The sequence below is a fragment of the Pseudomonas sp. So3.2b genome (assembly GCF_019464415.1).
In the GTDB taxonomy this organism is placed as follows: domain Bacteria; phylum Pseudomonadota; class Gammaproteobacteria; order Pseudomonadales; family Pseudomonadaceae; genus Aquipseudomonas; species Aquipseudomonas shahriarae.
Map to the genome: position 1 here is coordinate 4,323,015 of NZ_CP080494.1, position 19,195 is coordinate 4,342,209.

23 protein-coding genes and 4 tRNA genes are annotated in these 19,195 nt (G+C 59.5%); 8 read left to right on the forward strand and 19 right to left on the reverse strand.

The window, feature by feature from the left end; translation table 11 throughout:
• Nucleotides 1-65: 65 nt before the first annotated feature.
• Nucleotides 66-386 carry an I78 family peptidase inhibitor gene (locus tag K1X80_RS19220; protein ID WP_057438633.1) on the reverse strand — a complete coding sequence of 107 codons (321 nt, stop codon included), beginning with the start codon at nucleotides 384-386 and terminating at the stop codon, nucleotides 66-68.
• 147 nt (nucleotides 387-533) lie between these two features.
• Nucleotides 534-839: a hypothetical protein gene (locus K1X80_RS19225; RefSeq protein WP_057438632.1), complete on the reverse strand. Its 306-nt coding sequence runs from the start codon at nucleotides 837-839 to the stop codon at nucleotides 534-536.
• Between the two features lie 135 nt (nucleotides 840-974).
• Here K1X80_RS19225 and K1X80_RS19230 point away from each other — a divergent pair, with 135 nt between their 5' ends.
• Nucleotides 975-1,187 (forward strand): hypothetical protein, encoded by a 213-nt coding sequence (locus K1X80_RS19230; RefSeq protein ID WP_029294233.1) that lies wholly within the window; start codon nucleotides 975-977, stop codon nucleotides 1,185-1,187.
• Nucleotides 1,188-1,220: 33 nt separating this feature from the next.
• On the opposite strand, the gene K1X80_RS19235 is transcribed toward K1X80_RS19230, so the two are convergent.
• Genes K1X80_RS19235 through K1X80_RS19265 form a run of 7 tightly spaced genes read right to left on the reverse strand, consistent with a single transcriptional unit; the run spans nucleotide 1,221 to nucleotide 8,187 of the window.
• Nucleotides 1,221-2,249: a nucleoside hydrolase gene (locus K1X80_RS19235; RefSeq protein ID WP_057438631.1), complete on the reverse strand. Its 1,029-nt coding sequence runs from the start codon at nucleotides 2,247-2,249 to the stop codon at nucleotides 1,221-1,223.
• Between the two features lie 28 nt (nucleotides 2,250-2,277).
• A complete protein-coding gene (gene rbsD, locus K1X80_RS19240; RefSeq protein ID WP_057438630.1) occupies nucleotides 2,278-2,679 on the reverse strand; it encodes a D-ribose pyranase in 402 nt (133 codons plus the stop codon).
• Entirely contained in the window at nucleotides 2,676-3,593 is a 918-nt protein-coding gene (gene rbsK / locus K1X80_RS19245; RefSeq protein ID WP_057960166.1) for a ribokinase, read from the reverse strand. The genes rbsD and rbsK overlap by 4 nt, the downstream gene beginning before the upstream one ends.
• Nucleotides 3,594-3,615: 22 nt before the next feature.
• Nucleotides 3,616-4,638, reverse strand: a complete 1,023-nt coding sequence (locus K1X80_RS19250) for a LacI family DNA-binding transcriptional regulator (protein ID WP_057960167.1) — start codon at nucleotides 4,636-4,638, stop codon at nucleotides 3,616-3,618.
• 3 nt (nucleotides 4,639-4,641) lie between these two features.
• Nucleotides 4,642-5,619 (reverse strand): ABC transporter permease, encoded by a 978-nt coding sequence (locus K1X80_RS19255; RefSeq protein WP_057960168.1) that lies wholly within the window; start codon nucleotides 5,617-5,619, stop codon nucleotides 4,642-4,644.
• A complete protein-coding gene (locus K1X80_RS19260; protein WP_128592921.1) occupies nucleotides 5,616-7,169 on the reverse strand; it encodes a sugar ABC transporter ATP-binding protein in 1,554 nt (517 codons plus the stop codon). Before K1X80_RS19260 ends, K1X80_RS19255 begins: the two co-directional genes overlap by 4 nt.
• A gap of 58 nt (nucleotides 7,170-7,227) precedes the next feature.
• Nucleotides 7,228-8,187, reverse strand: coding sequence for a sugar ABC transporter substrate-binding protein (locus tag K1X80_RS19265; protein ID WP_057438626.1), 960 nt, complete (start codon nucleotides 8,185-8,187; stop codon nucleotides 7,228-7,230).
• A gap of 517 nt (nucleotides 8,188-8,704) precedes the next feature.
• On the opposite strand from K1X80_RS19265, the gene K1X80_RS19270 reads away from it, so the two are divergent.
• The 3 genes from K1X80_RS19270 (at nucleotide 8,705) to K1X80_RS19280 (ending at nucleotide 10,932) form a co-directional block, all read left to right on the forward strand.
• On the forward strand, nucleotides 8,705-9,793 hold the full coding sequence (locus tag K1X80_RS19270; RefSeq protein ID WP_057438625.1) for an asparaginase: 1,089 nt from the start codon (nucleotides 8,705-8,707) through the stop codon (nucleotides 9,791-9,793).
• A 193-nt stretch (nucleotides 9,794-9,986) separates the two neighbouring features.
• Nucleotides 9,987-10,238 (forward strand): DUF1654 domain-containing protein, encoded by a 252-nt coding sequence (locus tag K1X80_RS19275; RefSeq protein WP_057438624.1) that lies wholly within the window; start codon nucleotides 9,987-9,989, stop codon nucleotides 10,236-10,238.
• A 4-nt stretch (nucleotides 10,239-10,242) separates the two neighbouring features.
• Entirely contained in the window at nucleotides 10,243-10,932 is a 690-nt protein-coding gene (locus tag K1X80_RS19280; protein ID WP_057438623.1) for an endonuclease, read from the forward strand.
• A 37-nt stretch (nucleotides 10,933-10,969) separates the two neighbouring features.
• On the opposite strand, the gene K1X80_RS19285 is transcribed toward K1X80_RS19280, so the two are convergent.
• Nucleotides 10,970-11,344 (reverse strand): penicillin-binding protein activator LpoB, encoded by a 375-nt coding sequence (locus K1X80_RS19285; RefSeq protein WP_081044283.1) that lies wholly within the window; start codon nucleotides 11,342-11,344, stop codon nucleotides 10,970-10,972.
• A 248-nt stretch (nucleotides 11,345-11,592) separates the two neighbouring features.
• Here K1X80_RS19285 and csrA point away from each other — a divergent pair, with 248 nt between their 5' ends.
• The 3 genes from csrA to K1X80_RS19300 all read left to right on the forward strand — a co-directional run bounded on the left by csrA (nucleotide 11,593) and on the right by K1X80_RS19300 (nucleotide 12,607).
• Nucleotides 11,593-11,787: a carbon storage regulator CsrA gene (gene csrA, locus K1X80_RS19290; RefSeq protein ID WP_057960171.1), complete on the forward strand. Its 195-nt coding sequence runs from the start codon at nucleotides 11,593-11,595 to the stop codon at nucleotides 11,785-11,787.
• Nucleotides 11,788-11,998: 211 nt separating this feature from the next.
• Nucleotides 11,999-12,265: a hypothetical protein gene (locus K1X80_RS19295; protein WP_057438621.1), complete on the forward strand. Its 267-nt coding sequence runs from the start codon at nucleotides 11,999-12,001 to the stop codon at nucleotides 12,263-12,265.
• 126 nt (nucleotides 12,266-12,391) lie between these two features.
• Nucleotides 12,392-12,607, forward strand: a complete 216-nt coding sequence (locus K1X80_RS19300) for a hypothetical protein (protein ID WP_162947747.1) — start codon at nucleotides 12,392-12,394, stop codon at nucleotides 12,605-12,607.
• Here the strand turns inward: K1X80_RS19300 and K1X80_RS19305 are convergent.
• The 5 genes from K1X80_RS19305 to K1X80_RS19325 form a co-directional block, all read right to left on the reverse strand.
• A complete protein-coding gene (locus K1X80_RS19305; RefSeq protein WP_220172421.1) occupies nucleotides 12,594-13,274 on the reverse strand; it encodes an HAD family hydrolase in 681 nt (226 codons plus the stop codon). The genes K1X80_RS19300 and K1X80_RS19305 overlap by 14 nt on opposite strands.
• Before the next feature lie 98 nt (nucleotides 13,275-13,372).
• Nucleotides 13,373-14,011, reverse strand: a complete 639-nt coding sequence (pcp, locus tag K1X80_RS19310; RefSeq protein WP_186625973.1) for a pyroglutamyl-peptidase I — start codon at nucleotides 14,009-14,011, stop codon at nucleotides 13,373-13,375.
• Between the two features lie 7 nt (nucleotides 14,012-14,018).
• Nucleotides 14,019-14,969 carry a DUF979 domain-containing protein gene (locus K1X80_RS19315; protein WP_057438618.1) on the reverse strand — a complete coding sequence of 317 codons (951 nt, stop codon included), beginning with the start codon at nucleotides 14,967-14,969 and terminating at the stop codon, nucleotides 14,019-14,021.
• Nucleotides 14,966-15,691, reverse strand: coding sequence for a DUF969 domain-containing protein (locus K1X80_RS19320; RefSeq protein WP_057960174.1), 726 nt, complete (start codon nucleotides 15,689-15,691; stop codon nucleotides 14,966-14,968). The genes K1X80_RS19315 and K1X80_RS19320 overlap by 4 nt, the downstream gene beginning before the upstream one ends.
• 527 nt (nucleotides 15,692-16,218) lie before the next feature.
• Nucleotides 16,219-16,295: transfer RNA gene (locus K1X80_RS19325), tRNA-Val, on the reverse strand.
• Between the two features lie 183 nt (nucleotides 16,296-16,478).
• Between K1X80_RS19325 and K1X80_RS19330 the strand changes: the two genes are divergently transcribed.
• Complete coding sequence (locus tag K1X80_RS19330; RefSeq protein WP_170044354.1) at nucleotides 16,479-17,762, forward strand: FAD-binding oxidoreductase; 1,284 nt, start codon at nucleotides 16,479-16,481, stop codon at nucleotides 17,760-17,762.
• Nucleotides 17,763-17,926: 164 nt separating this feature from the next.
• Here the strand turns inward: K1X80_RS19330 and K1X80_RS19335 are convergent.
• The 4 genes from K1X80_RS19335 to K1X80_RS19350 form a co-directional block, all read right to left on the reverse strand.
• A tRNA-Asp gene (locus K1X80_RS19335) sits at nucleotides 17,927-18,003 on the reverse strand.
• A gap of 105 nt (nucleotides 18,004-18,108) precedes the next feature.
• Nucleotides 18,109-18,185 (reverse strand) — tRNA-Asp (locus tag K1X80_RS19340).
• Nucleotides 18,186-18,240: 55 nt separating this feature from the next.
• Nucleotides 18,241-18,316, reverse strand: a tRNA-Val gene (locus tag K1X80_RS19345).
• Nucleotides 18,317-18,423: 107 nt separating this feature from the next.
• Complete coding sequence (locus K1X80_RS19350; protein WP_115129422.1) at nucleotides 18,424-19,188, reverse strand: SDR family oxidoreductase; 765 nt, start codon at nucleotides 19,186-19,188, stop codon at nucleotides 18,424-18,426.
• Nucleotides 19,189-19,195 lie beyond the last annotated feature (7 nt).

Below are 19,195 nucleotides of genomic sequence, written 5' to 3' on the forward strand. Positions count from 1 at the left end.
GCCGATCTAAAAAACCCCGTCCATGTGACGGGGTTTTTTATGGGTGACACAAAAGTGTTGTGTTATCAGCCGCAGTTGACGCGGGTGATCACTAGATTGTCATCGGTGTTGAGGTTCAGGCGATCGGAACGGTATTCGAGGGTGATCATGTCGTTGGGCTTGAGAATACGGGCATTCTGCGCACCGGCACGGGTACGGGCCTGCTCCAGCAATTGCGGCGAGGCCTTCTGGCCGATGGCGAACTGCGCAGCCTGCGATTCACAGCGCGTGTGAACAGGCTCAGCCGCGGCCGTGTCTTTGGCCGGCTCGGAGGTACCCGAAGTACTGCAACCCGCGAGGACGGCTGCCGCCAACAAGGTACCGAATGATGCGAGCTTCCAAGGCATGAAGCCTCCTTTGAGAAAAATGGACAGAGATCGTGCGACCGTGATTTGGCCAATTGGTTTCAGAATTGTCACAATTGGCTGTAGGCGAGTCTGCCTGACTCTACGCCATGGCTTGATGAATCAATCGTCACCAGATATGAATAAATCTCAGTAGATGTCGATGTAGTCAAACGGCGGCTTTGGCCAGTTCTGCTTCAGCGCATTGAAAATCTGCATCACCCACACCTCATCACTGGCCGCCACCTTGCCGACATAGCCAGACCCAGCTGCCCAGGTCTCCAGGCGAAACAACAACCCATCAATCTGCATCCCTCCCACCACACAGGAAGAGATATAGGCGATACCGGCCTTGGTAACCCGTAGCTGGGTGTGCTGATCGTCGCTGGCACTGGCAATCATTTGGCGAACAGCCTCCAATGTGAGGCTCTTGGGGTTGGTCAAGTCGATGTGCACGTGGCGTGTCCTGGTAATTAAACAGGGGGCCAGTGTCGCACAGCGTCCCCCTCATGCCTAAGTAGCAGTGCCAAACGCAGCGCAAAATGGTTAACTCTGCAGGCCTGTCCAGCCTTTGCGAGCCGCGAGAACCCGATGACCATCGTTACCATCAATGCCGACATCAAAGCCAAGTGGCCCCAAGGGCAAAGCTCCTACAGCCCGGGCAGCCCGGAAGAGTTGGCGATCATCGGCATCGACCTGCTGGTCAAGGAGCTGGGCACCCAGGCAGCGCAGGCCTTTATCGGCCAGATATTCGAGAAATACCCGGCCGACCATATGGGGGTCGAAGACCCTCTGCGCGAATAGTTACCGGTCGACGAGCGCCGACCGGCAGGCAGCTTACTTCAGGCGCGCAAGGCGCTCGGTGAGCAAGTCGAAAAACCCCTGGGCGTCGCCGTTTTCCACCCAAAACACGTTTTTATCGTGCTTGAGGCCATCGTACCAATCGACGATGGTCTGGCCGAACGTCGGGCCTTCGCGGCTATCGACCACCATGTTGGCCTGGCGTCCGGTGAACAGCTCGGGCTTGAGCAGATAGCCGATCACGGTGGCGTCATGCACCGGGCCACCCGTCATACCGTAGTGCTCCATATCCCCTTTGACGTATTCGTTGAGAATACTGCCCACTATCTTGCTGGCGTTGTTGTTCAAGTCGGCGATCTGCTTCAGGCGCGCTTCGCTGGTGAGGATCTTGTGGGTCACGTCCAGCGGCAGGTAAGTCAGCTTGACGCCACTTTTGAGGACGATTTCAGCAGCCACCGGATCGGCAAACAGGTTGAACTCGGCCACCGGCGTAATGTTGCCGCCGTTGAAGTGCGCGCCGCCCATGACCACCACTTCCTTGATGCCCTGGGTGATTTCCGGTGCCTGGGTCAACGCCAGGGCCAGGTTGGTTTGTGGGCCTAGCATGGCAATGGTGATGCTATGGGGCTTGGCGGTGCTCAGGGTCTTGATCAGGTAGTCGACCGCATTGCCTTCGGCCAGGCCTTTTTTCGGCTCGTGCACGGTGACACCGGAAATACCTTCCTTGCCATGGATATTCTCGGCATAAATCGGCGTGCGCAGCAGCGGCTGTGGCGCGCCGGCATACACCGGAATCTCTTCACGCCCTGCCCACTCACGGGCCAACCGTGCGTTGCGCGAGGTCTTGTCCAGCCGCACGTTGCCGGCCACGGTGGTCAACGCCCGGATATTCAGCTCCTGCGGGGACGCCATCGCAAACAGCAGCGCGACCACATCGTCAGCGCCCGGGTCGGTATCAATGATCAGGTCGATTTTTTCCGCCGCCTGGGCGCTTGCAGCAGTTAGCACGGACAAAAGCAGCACACTCCGAAACAGGTGTCGCAGGGTTGGGGTTCTACGTTGCATGACGCACTCCTTGTCATTGTGGGAAACGCTAGAAAGTCACGCCAGACACCAGCGCGATATTACAGTAGGGCTGGCACTCGCCTGTGCGCACCACCGCGCGCGCCTTGTGGCTGAGCAGCTTGAACGCGTCATGACTCAGCAAGCGACGCTCGCCCAGTTCGCCCTGGTCCAGGGCATTGAGGTCAGCCAGCGCCGGTGGCTGCTTGTGCAAGAGTTCCTCGGCCAGTACGTGGCTTTCCACCTGCATCTCGCTGAGCACCACGCGCAAGGTGCTGATGAAGTCAGGAATACCCTGGGTCAGCGCCAGGTCGATCAACTCCACACCCGGCGGCACTGGCAGGCCGGCATCGCCGATCACCAGGATGTCGCCATGACCAAGGGAGGCGATCAGCCGCGACAGGGCAATATTGAGCAATGGGGTCTTTTTCATGGGCGAACAAAGCCTTGGACGTCATGCAGCGTAGGAATAGAGGGTTGGGCTCCGGCGCGGGTGACCGACAGGGCCGCCGCGACCTGGCCAAACCGGATGGCCTCGGCCTCGCTCTGGCCGCTGGCCAGCGCTGCCGCAAAGCCACCGACAAAGGTGTCGCCTGCCGCCGTGGTATCCACGGCCTGCACTTTGGGCGCCAACAGGTGCTCGAACCCTTGGCCGTCGGCGAACAGCGCCCCCTGCGAACCCAGGGTCACGATGACCTTGCCCGCCCCGGCTTTGAGCAGATGGGTCGCCGCAACCTTGGCGGAGTCCAGGGAATCGACCGGCACCCCGCTCAAGGCCGATGCTTCACTTTCGTTGGGGATCAGGTAGTCAATGCAGGCGTACCAGTCTGCCGGCAGCGGGCCGCTGGCGGGCGCCGGGTTGAGGATCACCGTCTTGCCCAACTCACGGCCACGCTTGAGGGCATACCCCACGGTGTCCATGGGCACTTCGAGCTGGCAGACAATCACCTCGGCCGCCTGCAGCACGGCGTCGAACGCCAACAGCGACGCGGGGGTCAGTTGGCCGTTGCTGCCGGCCACAATCACAATCGCATTCTGACTGCTGTCATCCACCACAATCAGCGCGACACCACTGGAACCCGGCACCTCACTGACGGCCTGACAGTCGATCCCTTCCACCAGCAATGCATCGCGCAATTGAGCGCCGTAGGCATCGCTGCCTATGCAGCCGATCATCGCAACCTCAGCCCCCAGGCGCGCCGCAGCGACCGCCTGATTGGCGCCCTTGCCGCCCGGAACGGTGGCAAACGACTGGCCAACCAGGGTCTCACCGCCGCGAGGCAGCCGGCTGGCCCGGGTCACCAGGTCCATGTTCAAACTGCCTACTACCACTACTGTTGCTGGCATACGTCAATACTCATCAATTCGTTCAGCGGTTTGAGGCAAACACAGCAGCCAACGGCGCCGTTGACTCACGCAAGACAATGCTCGGCGTGACAATGCGCTGGTCAACCGGCAATTGCGGTGTCGCAATCCGTCGCAGTAACAACTCCGCCGCCGTTTCCCCCAATTGCAGGATCGACTGACCCACAGTGGTCAACGCGGGGTACACATAGCGGCTCATTTGAATGTCATCAAAACCAATCACCGACAGCTCGGCGGGTACCCGCAGGTTGCGCTCGGCGGCCGCCCGCAATACGCCAAAACCGATCATGTCGTTGCCGGCAAATATCGCGCTGGGCGGGTTGTCTGCCAGCAACTGCACCGCCGCCCCATAGCCACCGGTGCTGGTGAAATCGCTTTCCAGCACGCGACTGGCGGGCACCGCGATCCCGGCCTCCTGCAACGCACGCTGGTAGCCGGCCAGGCGCATCTGCGCCACACGGGTATGGGCGGGCCCGCCAATACAGGCGATATCCCGGTGCCCCAGCGCCACTAAATGCCGGGTCGCCAGGTAGGCGCCCTGCTCGTGGTCAATGCGCACCAGGTCCACATCCACGCCTTCCAGGCCCCGGTCGACAATGACCATGGGCGTGCGCACGCCTTTCAAGCCAGCGGCCAGGCCATCGTCATCACCACCGACGGAGGTGACGATCAAGCCGTCGACACGCTTCTCCAGCAACACCCGCAAATAGTTGCGCTGTTTCTCGGCGTTATCGTCGGAATTGCACAGGATCACGCAGTAGCCATTGCGCTCGCAGTAATCCTCGATGCCCCTGGCCAGCTCCGCGAAATACGGGTTGAGGCTGTTGGGCACCAGCAGGCCGATGGTCGCCGTGGTCTTGGCCTTCAGCGAACGGGCGACCGCGCTGGGCACATAGTCCAACTGCTTGATCGCGGCTTCGACCTTGAGTCGCACGGGCTCGCTGACCGGGCGTGTCCTGTTCACCACATGGGACACTGTGGTGTAGGAAATCCCCGCAAGCGCCGCCACATCCTTGATGGTTGCCATGGCTTAGCCCCGCCGACTGGCGCGTTGACTGCGGTAGGTGTCGAGCACCACGGCAATCACGATAACGGCGCCGGTAATGATGCGTTTGGTCGGCTCGGTCGCACCGATCTGCGCCAGACCGGCCGCCAATACAGAAATAATCAGCACCCCAAAGAATGTACTGATCACCGAGCCACGCCCGCCCATCAGGCTGGTGCCGCCGATCACCACTGCGGCAATCACCTGCAGCTCCAGGCCTGAGCCAGCGTTCGGGTCGGCCGCTTCCAGGCGCGAAATCTGGAACAGCGCCGCCACCCCAGCCAGCAGCCCCATCAGGCTGAACACCAGGATTTTGTAGGGTTTTGGATTGATACCCGCCAGGCGCACCGCCTCTTCATTGGTGCCGATGCCGATCAGGTAGCGACCAAACACGGTACGCGTCAGTACCGCGTGGGCCACGATAATCACCAGCAACGCAATGATGAACGACGGCGAGATACCAAAGGCCACCGGGTTGGACAGCCAGGCAAAGGAGTCACCGATATAGGCAGTGCGCGACCCGGTCATCTGGTAGGCCGCACCACGGGCCATTTCCAGCACCCCCAGGGACACAATGAACGACGGAATCCGCCAGGCCACGGTGATCGAGCCGGTGATGGTGCCGGCCAGTGCCGCGCAGCCCATGCCGAGCAAGGCTGCGGGTATCACGCTCCAGCCCCAGCCGAGGATCGCCACGCTGACCGCAGACGCGGCCAGGGCCAATACCGAGCCCACCGACAGGTCAATGCCGCCGATGATCAGGATGAACGTCATGCCCACCGCCAATACCATCAGGTCGGGAATCTGGTTGGCAATGGTGCTGAAGGTGCCATAGGACCAAAAGTGGCTGCTCAGCGCCGAGAACAGCGCAATCATCGCCAGCAATGCACCAGCCAGACCCAGATAGGTGCCCAGGCCGTAGAAATTACCGCCGGCTTTGGCGGTTGGAGTTGCTGTTTTCATGGGTTTGTCCTGGGCGCGGCTTCGTTGAGCAACGCATCACGTTTCTGATAGCCGGCAAATGCGGCAGCAAGCAATTCATCCTGGGTCCAGCTGGCACGCTCGAAGGTCTCGATCAAGCGCCCGGCAGACAGCACACCGATGCGGTCACAGATCAGCATCAGCTCCCGCAGGTCGCTGGACACCACCACCAGCGCCTTGCCCTGACGAGTCAAGTCACCCAGCAGCGCATAGATATCAAACTTGGCACCCACGTCGATGCCACGGGTGGGTTCATCAAACAGCATCACTGCGCAATCACGCTCCAGCCAGCGGCCGATCACCACTTTCTGCTGATTGCCGCCCGACAACTCAGACACCAATTGCGCCGGGCTGGAGCTGCGGATACGCATGGCGTCAATCTGCCGCTTGGCCAGGGCCGTTTCGTCGCGCCCATTGACCAGGCCGGCGCTGGACACCTTGGCCATATTGCCCAGGGCCGTGTTGGCGCTGATGGACTGGCTCAACAACAGGCCCTCGCCCTTGCGATCCTCGGTAATCAAGGCAATGCCATGGCCTACTGCATCCACCGGCGAACGAATGCTCACCACCCGGGCCGGCGAGCCGAGGGCTACCGTGCCACTGTCGGCCAGGTCGGCACCAAAGATCAGGCGCAGCAACTCCGTACGGCCGGCGCCGATCAAACCCGAGATGCCGTAGATTTCACCGGCTCGCACTTCAAAGGACACGTCGCGAACCTTGTCCGCTCGGGTCAGGCCCTTGACCGTCAATGCCGGCGCGCCGATGGTGCGCGGACCTAGGTCGATGTGCTCACCCAGCTCACGACCGACCATCAACGTGACCAGTTGTTCGCTGTTGTAATTGGCCATCGGTTCGACACACACCAACTGGCCGTCACGCAGCACTGCAATGCGTTGGGCTACCCGTGCCAGCTCTTCCAGTCGATGGGAAATATAGATAATTGCCACGCCCCGGGCCTGCAGGCGGGTAATTTGCTGGAACAGCATCTCGACTTCACGGGCGGTGAGCATCGCCGTCGGTTCGTCGAGGATCAGCACATGGCAATCGCCGATCAGGTTGCGGGCGATCTCGACCATCTGCTGATGGCCAATGCCCAGGCTGCCGACCAGGGTGTCCGGGTCAATGGCATCCAGGCCCACGTGTGCCATGGCCTCAATCGCGGCCTGGCGCAACTGCTTGCGGCTGATCCAGCCACCGCGGTTGGGCAGGTTATCGAGGAACAGGTTTTCGGCCACGGTCAGGGTCGGCAGCAGGTTGAGCTCCTGCATCACCATACGGATCCCCTGCTTTTCCGCCTGGGTCCGGCTGGCGGGGGTGTATGCCTGACCATTGAACTGCATCTGGCCAGTGGTTGGCGTGACCAGACCGCCGATGATCTTCGACAAGGTGCTTTTGCCCGCGCCATTCTCACCGGTCAACGCCAGCACCTCGCCGCGATTAAGCGTCAGGGTGATGTCGGACAGGACGGGCTGGGCATAGGTCTTACCGATACCACTGACCGAGAGGACAGGGGTCGGTGCGGAAGATGACATAAGAAAATCTCCAGGCGCCCGCTCCATGTGAGCGGGCGCTGTAGTGCGCGGCCAGGGGTTATTGCTTGAGGACGAGCTCTACCGGCGTTTCGATCACGCCGTCCACGGACTCGACTTTTTCGCCCTTGACCAGCTTCAGCGCATTCTGGATACCAAATACGGCTTGCTGGGCAGCCGCCTGGTCGGCGGTGGCCAGGACGCGACCGTCGTTGAGCATCGGCTTGATCGCAGCGATGTTGTCGTAGCCAACCACTTGGACCTTGCCCGCCATGCCCGCTGCGCGCACCGCTGAAACGGCGCCCAGGGCCATGTTGTCGTTACCGGCCAGCAGCGCCTTGAGGTCCGGGTATTCGCTCAACATGGCCGCCGCCACCTTGTTGCCCTGGTCGATTTCCCAGTTACCGGACTGCACGGACACAATCTTCATACCGGCCGCACCCATGGCGTCCTTGAACCCGGCGGTGCGTTGCTGGGCATTGGTGGTGGTCGGGACGCCTTCGATAATGCCGACTTTATCGCCACTCGCCAGCTGTTTGGCCAGGTACTCGCCGACCAGACGCGAACCCTTGCGGTTATCCGGGCCTACAAAGGGAACCTCGAGGTTTTTGCTTTTCAACACTTCAGGGTCCAGGCGGTTATCAATGTTGACCACCTTGATCCCGGCATCGGAGGCTTTCTTCAGCACGTTGACCAACGCCTTGGAGTCGGCGGGTGCGATGACGATTGCGTTGACTTTGGCGAGGATCATCTGGTTGACGATATCAATCTGCGCCGAGGTATCGGTTTCGTTCTTGATCCCGTTGGTGATCATGTCGAAATCGGCGGCATGGGCTTTCTGATAGTCCTTGGCACCGTCTTGCATGGTGACGAAAAACTCATTGGCCAGGGATTTCATCACCAGGCCGACCTTGGGTTTGGCGGCGGTGTCATCAGCGAATGCAGAGGAGAGAGGCAGGGCAGCGGATGCGGCAGCCAGCACGGCGGCAGCAAGCAAACGTCCAGCGAATGGAAGCTTCATGGGTTCACTCCGATCTTATGATTATTGTGAGCAACGCCTGCACATTCACTTCACTCACCGAGTGCCGTGAAACACCTCGCAAACGTTTGCGCTAAACAAACTATGCGAAGGCTGCCGAATTTTGTCAACGAAAGAAAAGGGCTTTTTCTTCGTTGGCTCTACCTCCTGCCCTACAGCTCGACCAGCTCCTGGCTAAACATCCGGGCTGGGTGATCGTTCTCTAAAAACGACAGATCGGCAGGCACACCTCAGAAGGATGCTGCTGATTTTCCCAGGGTGATTTTCGGACAACCGAACACCACAGCCTCCTGCGTTCGGATATTCGGACACGAGCTGAAGCCAAGAGATCACGCAGCATCAAAAAATATGATTTAAATCAACAAGTTAAAATCAAACCCCAAACAAAATCCCGCTGGTACAAATCCTGCTCTTAATCAGCACCTTGTGGCGCTCAGCGCAGCCCGGGGTGTTCTGGATGAACCTGCACAAGCACTCATCAAAACTAGAGAGAAAAATAATGAAATCTGCACTCAAGAACTTTGTTCCGGGCGCTTTAGCCCTGCTGCTGCTCTTCCCCGTGGCCGCCCAGGCCAAGGAAGTTGAATCCAAGACCAAACTGTCCAACGTAGTCGTGCTGGCCACTGGCGGCACCATTGCCGGCGCTGGCGCCAGCGCGGCCAACAGCGCCACCTACCAGGCGGCCAAGGTGGGTATCGAACAACTGATCGCCGGCATTCCGGAGCTCAGCCAGATCGCCAACGTGCGCGGCGAGCAAGTGATGCAAATTGCTTCCGAAAGCATCACTAACGAAAACCTGCTGCAACTGGGTCGTCGTGTCGCAGAACTTGCCGACAGCAAAGACGTGGACGGCATCGTGATCACCCACGGCACCGACACCCTCGAAGAAACCGCCTACTTCCTCAACCTGGTGGAAAAAACCGACAAGCCAATCGTGGTCGTGGGCTCCATGCGTCCAGGCACTGCCATGTCGGCCGACGGCATGCTCAACCTGTACAACGCTGTGGCTGTTGCCGGTAGCAAAGACGCACGCGGCAAAGGCGTCCTGGTGACCATGAACGACGAGATCCAGTCGGGTCGCGATGTCAGCAAGATGATCAACATCAAGACCGAGGCCTTCAAAAGCGCCTGGGGCCCACTGGGCATGGTCGTAGAGGGCAAATCCTACTGGTTCCGCCAGCCGGCCAAGCGTCACACCATGAACTCGGAGTTCGATATCAAGAACATCAAGAGCCTGCCCGACGTTGAAATTGCCTACGGTTATGGCAACGTCAGCGACACCGCCTACAAAGCCCTGGCCCAGGCTGGCGCCAAAGCCATAATCCATGCCGGCACCGGCAATGGCTCGGTACCGGCCAAGGTAGTACCTGCCCTGCAGGAACTGCGTAAGGAAGGCGTGCAAATCATTCGTTCTTCCCACGTCAATGCCGGCGGTTTCGTTCTGCGCAATGCCGAGCAGCCTGACGACAAATACGACTGGGTTGTGGCCCATGACCTGAACCCGCAGAAAGCCCGCATCCTGGCCATGGTCGCCCTGACCAAGACCCAGGACAGCAAGGAACTGCAGCGGATGTTCTGGGAATACTAAGTTACTGACACACCGCTAACACCCTTGTAGGCGCCGACAGGGACAACAGGTCGTTGTCGGCTCCTGCAAAAAATCCTCGCTGTACACCAATCCGCGTAAACCGTTGTCACACGGACTTCTTGAATTTTAAGCAGTTGCGAATTTACTCACAGTTAAATACTGTATGTTCGTACAGCTAATTAAGGACTCCTCCGTGGCCAAGCCCTCCTCTGCAGCACCGACACCGCCCGACGCCTATCAACGCCTGGCGATCCGTGTGCAAAAAATCATCAATTCCACCAACGCCCAAAAAAACAAGGCCGCGTTGATTTTCCGTTTGCCGGAGGAACCCGAGGACGAGTGGGCACGACTACTGGAGGAAATCGCAGAAAACGACAACGTCACCCTCGCTTATCGCGATGATGGCGGCGTGCAGATTTTCTGGGTCGTACCGAAGGAAGATTGAGTCAATGAGTGTCCGTTTTATCGCCCTGTTCTGTGTTTTTTTTGCTACTGCCGCCCACGCCCAAGCCCCACGTACCTTCAGTGAAGCCAAGAAAATCGCCTGGAAACTCTACGCCCCGCAATCCACTGAGTTCTATTGCGGCTGCAAGTACACGGGTAACCGGGTCGACCTGAAAGCCTGCGGCTACGTTCCGCGTAAAAACGCCAACCGGGCGGCGCGCATCGAGTGGGAGCACATTGTCCCGGCCTGGCAGATCGGCCATCAACGCCAGTGCTGGCAAGACGGCGGACGCAAGAACTGCACGCGCACCGACACCGTCTTCAAACGCGCTGAAGCTGACCTGCACAACCTGGTACCGAGCATCGGCGAGGTCAATGGCGATCGCAACAACTTCAGTTTTGGCTGGTTGCCGGTGCAGAGCGGGCAATATGGTTCATGCCTGACCCAGGTGGACTTCAAGGCCAAGAAAGTCATGCCCAGGCCATCCATCCGCGGCATGATCGCCCGTACTTATTTCTACATGAGTAAACAATACGGCTTGCGCCTGTCGAAACAGGACCGCCAACTGTATGAAGCCTGGAACCGTACCTATCCCGTGCAGCCCTGGGAGCGCCAGCGCAATCAAACCGTAGCCTGCGTGATGGGGCGTGGTAATGAGTTCGTCGGCCCGGTGAACCTGAAAGCCTGCGGATAAACATGAGCGGGATCCACGGATCCCGCCAACCACCGTATTACGGGCGGGCCTTGTGCTCGATCACCAGCGACTCGGCGTCGGTCTTCTTCTTTTTCACCAGTCTTTCCTGCAACTGAACCTGGCGGGCCTCAGCCTCGGCCTTGCTGGCGAACGGCCCCAGCAGCACCAGATCCTTGCCGTCTTCCTTGGCCAGATAGAATGTGAAGCCGTTTTCCAGCAACCAGGCGGTCAGGTCGGTCAGCGCCTGTAATTTATTGTCGGGCGAGCGCACCAGGATATCCCACTGCACAGCGGCAACCGCAGGAGCCTGGGCCTTGGCGGCTTCAGCCTTGTCTCGGGGGGTGTCGAGATTGGGCCCCTCACCGCATCCGGCCAACGCCAATACCACAATTGCCATCGCTACTTTACGCACTGCCCTGCCCCTTTAAGGTTCAAAGAGGCAACTTTATCATTCACTGTCTATTCTGGCCGTCATAAACGTTGGCTTAAACATTGCGAAGGATGTTTCCCAGACCTGTATGATGGCGCCATGGGAATTAATGCCGCCTCCATGCGTCCTAAAAGAGGCAGCCACAGGGAAGCGCTTCACAGTAAGCTACACATAACCGACATCCGCCCTGTTAGAAACATGCGTCCTTCAAAGCAATCAAGGAGAAGTCCATGCTGATACTCACCCGCAAAGTCGGTGAAAGCATAAATATCGGTGATGACATTACGATCACCATTCTGGGCGTTAGCGGCCAGCAAGTAAGAATCGGCATCAATGCTCCCAAGGATGTTGCCGTGCATCGCGAAGAGATTTACCAGCGCATCCAGGCAGGCCTGACTGCACCGGACAAACGCGAAATACCTTGAAGCCTCCCCAGTAGCCAGCCCGCTCGTCCCCTGTAACGGCTGGCGAAAGCCCCCTTGGCCTGTCTACGGTATCCCGTGATCAGCGCAGCTCGCGCCAGGCCCTGCCACCGGTTGTCAGCATGCAGGTTCAGCCACGGAACTTGCTGACCGTATCGCAGACAAACCCCTCCAGGAACGTAACAAAACCTTACAGTGCCTTCGGAGCGCGTTGATGAGGCGATCCCGCAAAGAGCCCTACACCTGCAAATCCTGGATGATCGCCCTACTGATTGCCCTGGGTTTTGTGACAATCGGATACGGCCTCAGGCTGTACATGGAAGGCAGCACCACCGCGCAGGATGCCGATACATGGCCCGACCTGGCGCTATTTCTCGGTGGTTATCTGTTCTGCTTCTGCCTCAAGCCCATTCAGTCTGCGATCCAGCGAAAACTCAACCGCCGTGCGTTTCGTCACGCTCGTCAGAAATCCCCCTCCTGACGCACCGATTGGATCCTCTACTTGAAATATGAGGAACTATCCGCCCCGGTAGCACCCATACCCTTACACTTCATAAAAAACGTTATCGATATGGACATAGAACATAACGCTAAAAACCTACAGTCCTTGATCGAACAACTTTCAATAGATAAGCCGAAATCTTCCAGCGAACTGCTGGGCAAGCCCGAGGAAATCCTCGCCGGCCTGCGCGAGCTTTACCTGTTGAAACTGATCACGGGTACTGTCATCCATGGACACATTAGGGATCCACTGGGCTACCAATGGATTGGCGCCGAGAACATCCTGCTGACCCGGCGCGGCGCGGCATTCAAGCCGGTGTAGAAGGCCGCAGACGCAACAGGCCGGCCGCATCACACTGCACCCGCACGCCGTCATAACTGGCAATCGTCGGATGTTCCGTTGCCATCGGCTCCCAATGCGTCGATGTCACCACTACGACGTCCGCGCCCGCCGCCTCCCCGGCACGGATCCCCACCGACGCGTCCTCAAACACCAGGCACTCGCCTATTGGCACCCCCAAACGCTTGGCCCCCAGCAGGTAACCGGCCGGATCCGGCTTGCCATTGGTTACATCCTCAGCCGTTACCATGACGGCCGGCGGCACCAGCCCTGCCGCCTGCATACGGCGCAGCGCCAGCGCCTTGGGCGCGGACGTGACCACCGCCCAGCAATGCGCGGGCAAGCTCTGTAGAAACGTCACGGCTCCAGGGATCGCCACCACGCCCGCCACGTCCTCGATTTCTGCCTCGGTAATACCCCGCGCCTCGGCCTGCGCATCTACCCCTGGCAAAGCCTGACGAGTGATAGTGTCGATGGCGCGCACGCCATGGATGGTGGTCAAGAACGCCTCGACGTCCAGGCCATGGCGCTGCGCCCAGGCGGCCCAGACCCGCTCTGCGGCGGCGATGGAGTTAAGGAGAGTGCCGTCCATATCAAACAGGAATGCACGGTAGTGACGATCAAATACGGCCGATTCTTTGGCGGACACTGCAGGGTTTCCTCTTGCACTCGTCGCCCGTTGTCGGGCCCTGATGCAATCTACGGATCGGCCCCGAGCTTGTAAACGAACGATGACGCATCAGCGCATCAGCACACCTGGCCGCCGCTCTCGGCAATATCACGCGGCGTATTCCAAGCCGCCAGGACCGCAATCCTCAGCCCTTCAACCGTTGTCGCCAACGCCATCGAAGGCTGAGGCTCAGCCGCCTGCCCTGGCAGATACGGAACATGGATAAACCCACTGCGCACACCCGATCCAACCAAGGCATGCTGCAAGCGGTAGAACACCTGATTACATACAAAGGTGCCCGCCGTTTGCGAAACCGAGGCTGCGATTCCGGCCTCGCGCACCGCCCTGACCATGGCCTTGACCGGCAAGGTGCTGAAGTAGGCAGCAGGCCCCTCGGGGGTCACTGTCGTATCCACGGGCTGGGCACCGAGGTTGTCCGGGATCCGTGCATCAATCAGATTGATCGCAACCCGCTCGATGGAAATATCACTGCGCCCAGGCCCCAGCCCCGTGGCAATCACCAGTTGTGGCTGATGCTCGGCCAGCAACTGGTTCAAACAGCTGCCGGCAGTGGCGAAGGCACAGGGCAATTGACGGGCGACGATGGTCACGCCTTCTTGCAATTGCACCCCATCCAGCAGGCGCACCGCCTCCCAGGACGGGTTGATCAGGTCTCGATCGAATGGCTCGAACCCCAACAGCAACACAGTTTCCATCTCGACCTCACATCAACAGATAAAGCAGGACGATATTGACCAGCAACATCATCAATGCCGTGGGTATCTGCGCCTTGATCACCGCGTTTTTGTCCGGTAATTCCAGGAGCGCTGCAGGCACAATATTGAAGTTTGCCGCCATCGGGGTCATCAGCGTACCGCAGTAGCCGGAGAACATGCCGATGGCCGCCATCACCGCCGGGTTGCCGCCATAGATCCCCACCAACACCGGCACGCCCACACCACCGGTCATCACCGGGAAGGCGGCAAAACCGTTACCCATGATCACCGTAAACAGCGCCATGCCCAACACATAGACCATCACCGCGACCAGCTTGTAATCCAGGTTGATGTAGGTGGTGGTGACGTGAGCCACGGCCGTGCCAACGCCGGCTTCGTTGAACAACAAACCAAGCATTGCCAGCATCTGCGGCAGCACCATGGCCCAGCCCAGGGCTTCGGTCAGGCGTCGCGATTCACGCAGGGCCTGCACCGGGGTATCGCGAGTCAGCCAGCAGGCCAAGCCCAGGGCAATCAGGCAGCCGAGACCAAGGGACACGAACGTGGTGTTTTTCGGGTCCAGCAGCGGCACGCCGCCAATCTCGGTGTGCTTGAGCAGCACCGAGCCGATCACCGTGGTCAACGGAATGGCCAGGGCCGGAATAAACAGTTTATGACCCAGCCGACCAGCACTGGCGCGGGACTCCTTGTCATGCAACTCGACATGGGTACCACGCCCTACCCCGCCGAGCCCGGCGATCAGCGCCATCAGCACCACGCCAACACCCACCACCACCGACGGCAGGTGCTCACCCACCAGGAACGGAATGGCGAACAGTAACCAGAAAAACGCTGTTGACCAACGCTTGGGGTGGGTGCGGTCAGCCAGGATCATGCCTGCAGTAATCAGCAACAAAACGCCGGCAAGCCAGTACAAGTATTGAATGGAAATGATCATTGCGCGGCCTCCGCCTGAGCGTTAACGGGCGCAGTGGCCGTCAGCTCACGCGTCAGCCTTCGGTCAAACCGGTGTAAACGGATGGCGTGCACAATGAACGCACAAATCGCCGTGGGGATGCCCCAGACCGCGATGTGCAGCGGCTCGACATCAATACCAGAGCCCAGCAGGAAGGTGTGCATCAGGGCAATCGCACCAAAGGCCACGAAGATATCTTCACCAAAAAACAGCCCCACGTTGTCCGTGGCGGCACACATCGCCAGGACCTTGTGCCGCACCTTGTCCGGCAGCTTGCCGAAGCGCTTCTCGGCAGCCCCTTCCGCCATCGGCGCCAGCAACGGGCGCACCATTTGCGGGTGCCCGCCAAGACTGGTCAGGCCCATCGCCGCCGTGGACTCGCGAACAAACAGATAAATGATCAACAGACGCCCGACGGTGGCCCGCTCGAAACGTGCAATCCAGTTCTGTGCGTGCAGACGCAAGCCATGGCGCTCCAGCAGGCCGATAACGGCCAGGGGCAGCAGCAGGATCAATTGCAAGGCGCGAGTCTGCAGGAAGCCATCGCCCATGGTGGCGAGGATTTTTTCCAGGGGGAAATGCGCGGCAAACCCGGTGGCAATCGCCGCCGCCGTCACCACCAGTAATGGATTGAAGCGCAACACAAAGCCGACCACGATGACGAGCACGCCAATCAGCGGCCAAAGGTTCACAACAGTTTGCATGGCGTTGAGTCCTTGATTGCGTGCTACGACGCCTGCATCGCTGATAAGCGATAACGGGCAGCCCGACGCGGATTTTTATTATTGACCGAGTAGGTCGAGGGTCACTGGCGGGCATCTTTGCTGCTTGGGGCAGAGAGTGTCCAACAAGAAAAATTGTTGCTGCAAATCAATAAAGTTTGTGAGGGGATGTAAGCCAACCAGGGTCACGTCAGGATTTGCGGGCTCAAATCCTGACGTGGCCTTTTGGGTAAACCTGCTAGATCAGGGCTGCCAAGCCTTGGAGTTGGCTGCGGCCTTGAATTGGGCGCTGTGTTTAGGGGTGGCCGGGGGCTCGAAGTCGCCGAAAATACAGTACGAGCAATAGAGGCTCCCGAAGGAAGACACTCAAGGCGCGACGAAAAGAAAATCAGAGTACCTGGAGACGGGTACGGAACTGGCGTTTTGAGTGAGGCCTTTGCAAATCGCAACAAAAAAGGGCCCACCTTTCGGTGAGCCCTTCTAGACCGCCCAGCAGAGCGGATTTTGTTTGGTAGGCGCGATTGGACTCGAACCAACGACCCCCACCATGTCAAGGTGGTGCTCTAACCAACTGAGCTACGTGCCTGCTGTGAGGCGGCATTCTACGGAATTCCCGAGGGGTGTCAACACCTTTTTTGCAGCTAAGCCTATGAATATGCGAATTTTTTATTTTTTATCAGCAGCGCTGCTTTTTCGAGTGGCTGGCAGGGCATTTTCAACTCAGGTAGGATCGGCGCACTCGTAAAAAATATAAAACAGAGGTTCCAGTATGGCGAACACCCCCTATCCCCAGTCGTATTACGCCGCGTCCGCCAATGCGGCTCCTCCGCGGCCAGTGCTGCAAGGTGAGGTTGAAACCGATGTGTGCGTGATCGGTGCTGGCTATACCGGGTTGTCGAGCGCGCTGTTTCTGCTGGAGAACGGCTTTCGCGTAACGGTACTGGAAGCCGCCAAAGTGGGTTTCGGTGCGTCCGGGCGCAATGGTGGCCAGATCGTCAACAGTTATAGCCGCGATATCGACGTGATCGAACGCAGCGTCGGCCCCCAGCAGGCGCAACTGCTGGGGCAAATGGCGTTCGAGGGCGGCAGGATCATCCGTGAGCGGGTTGCCAAGTACCAGATCCAGTGCGACTTGAAGGACGGCGGTGTATTCGCCGCGCTCAATAGCAAGCACATGGGCCATCTGGAGTCGCAGAAGCGCTTGTGGGAACGCTATGGCCATACCCAGCTGGAGCTGCTCGACGAGCGGCGCATCCGCGAGGTGGTGGCCTGCGAGAACTACGTGGGCGGCCTGCTGGACATGAGTGGCGGGCATATCCATCCGCTCAACCTGGCATTGGGTGAAGCGGCAGCCGTGGAGTCCCTGGGCGGCACCATCTACGAACAGTCCGCCGCCGTGCGTATCGAACGTGGCGCCAACCCTGTCGTCCACACGGCGCAAGGCAAGGTGAAGGCTAAATTCATCATCGTCGCCGGCAACGCCTACCTGGGCAACCTGGTGCCCGAGTTGGCGGCCAAGTCGATGCCTTGCGGCACCCAAGTGATTACCACGGCGCCACTGGGCGATGAACTGGCCAACAGCCTGCTCCCCCAGGATTTCTGCGTCGAAGATTGCAACTACCTGCTCGACTACTACCGACTGACCAGCGACAAGCGCCTGATCTTCGGCGGTGGCGTGGTGTATGGCGCGCGGGATCCAGCGAACATCGAAGCGATCATCCGGCCGAAGATGCTCAAGGCTTTTCCGCAATTGAAGGATGTAAAAATCGACTACGCCTGGACCGGCAACTTCCTACTGACCCTTTCGCGCCTGCCCCAGGTCGGTCGCATCGGCGACAACATCTACTACTCCCAAGGCTGTAGCGGCCATGGCGTGACGTACACCCACCTGGCAGGCAAGGTACTGGCTGAAGCCCTCAGAGGCCAGGCAGAGCGTTTTGATGCGTTTGCCGACCTGCCGCACTACCCGTTCCCGGGCGGCCAACTGCTGCGCACGCCATTTGCGGCACTGGGCGCGTGGTACTACGGGCTGCGGGACAAGCTGGGTTTCTGATCAACAGCCTGTAGGAGCCGGCTTGCTGGCTCCTACAGATCCAATCATCAAATCGCAGACACAAAAAACCCCGGTCTTTCGACCAGGGTCTTTGCTATCGATCCAATCAAGCATAACGCTTTTCTTGGCGCTCTCAGGGTGTTCAGTGGACCCTGGAACAGATATGGCGCAGCGGACGGGACTCGAACCCGCGACCCCCGGCGTGACAGGCCGGTATTCTAACCGACTGAACTACCGCTGCGTATCGCTCAGACTGCTGAAGTGTCACCTTCAACCGCCTTCAAACATCTGACTGAGCAGCCTTGGCTGTTCAATCTCAAATCCGAAACATCGGACCTGGAAAATATGGCGCAGCGGACGGGACTCGAACCCGCGACCCCCGGCGTGACAGGCCGGTATTCTAACCGACTGAACTACCGCTGCGCGTCGGTGCAACCTTTAACGTTGCGTCTTGCCCGAAGGCAAAACTCTCAAGAAGTGGTGGGTGATGACGGGATCGAACCGCCGACCCTCTGCTTGTAAGGCAGATGCTCTCCCAGCTGAGCTAATCACCCTTTGCTTCGTTGAGGCCGCGAAATTTACGCAGATGGCGGACCTAAGTCAAGAGCCTGCTTGAAGTTTTTCTGAAAAAGACAAAATAACGTCAAGCGCAGGACCCGCCCTACTCGCTGTAAATCATCTTCTTGCTCATCCCACCGTCCACCACGAACTCTTGCCCAGTGACGAACCCGGCGCTGCGCGACAGCAGCCACGCCACCATGGCTGCCACGTCCTCAACCGTGCCTACCCGGCCCGCAGGATGCTGCGCATGATCGGCGTCACTCAACGGCTCTGCACGGCGCGCCGCGGGATCACGGGCGTCGATCCAGCCCGGGCTGACAGCGTTGACCCGCACCTCCGGCCCCAGGCTGATAGCCAGCGCGTGAGTCAGGGCCAACAGGCCGCCCTTGCTCGCCGCGTAAGCCTCGGTATCCGCTTCCGACTGCCGCGCCCGGGTCGAGGCGAGGTTTACGATCGAACCACCATGGGCACGCAGATAGGGCGCACAGTGCTTGGCCAGCAGCATCGGCCCACTGAGGTTCACCGCCAGCACCCGATTCCAGTAAGCCAGGTCCAGGCTATCCAATGTGATATTGCGCGGATCGGCCACAGCGGCATTACACACCAGGGCATCCAGGCGCCCGAACTGACCCAGCACTTCGGCCACCCCAAGGGCCACCTGCTGCTCATCGGCCACGTCCATGGTGATAAACCAGGCGTTGTCACCCAGCACCCTGGACACCTTGGCGCCCCGCTCGCGGTCCAGGTCAGCCAACACCACCTGCCAGCCTTCGCTGACCAGCCAGGCCGCGATCCCCAGGCCGATACCGCGTGCCGCACCCGTCACCAACGCGACCCGGCCATTACTGACGCCAGCCGCCTCCAGGGACCAC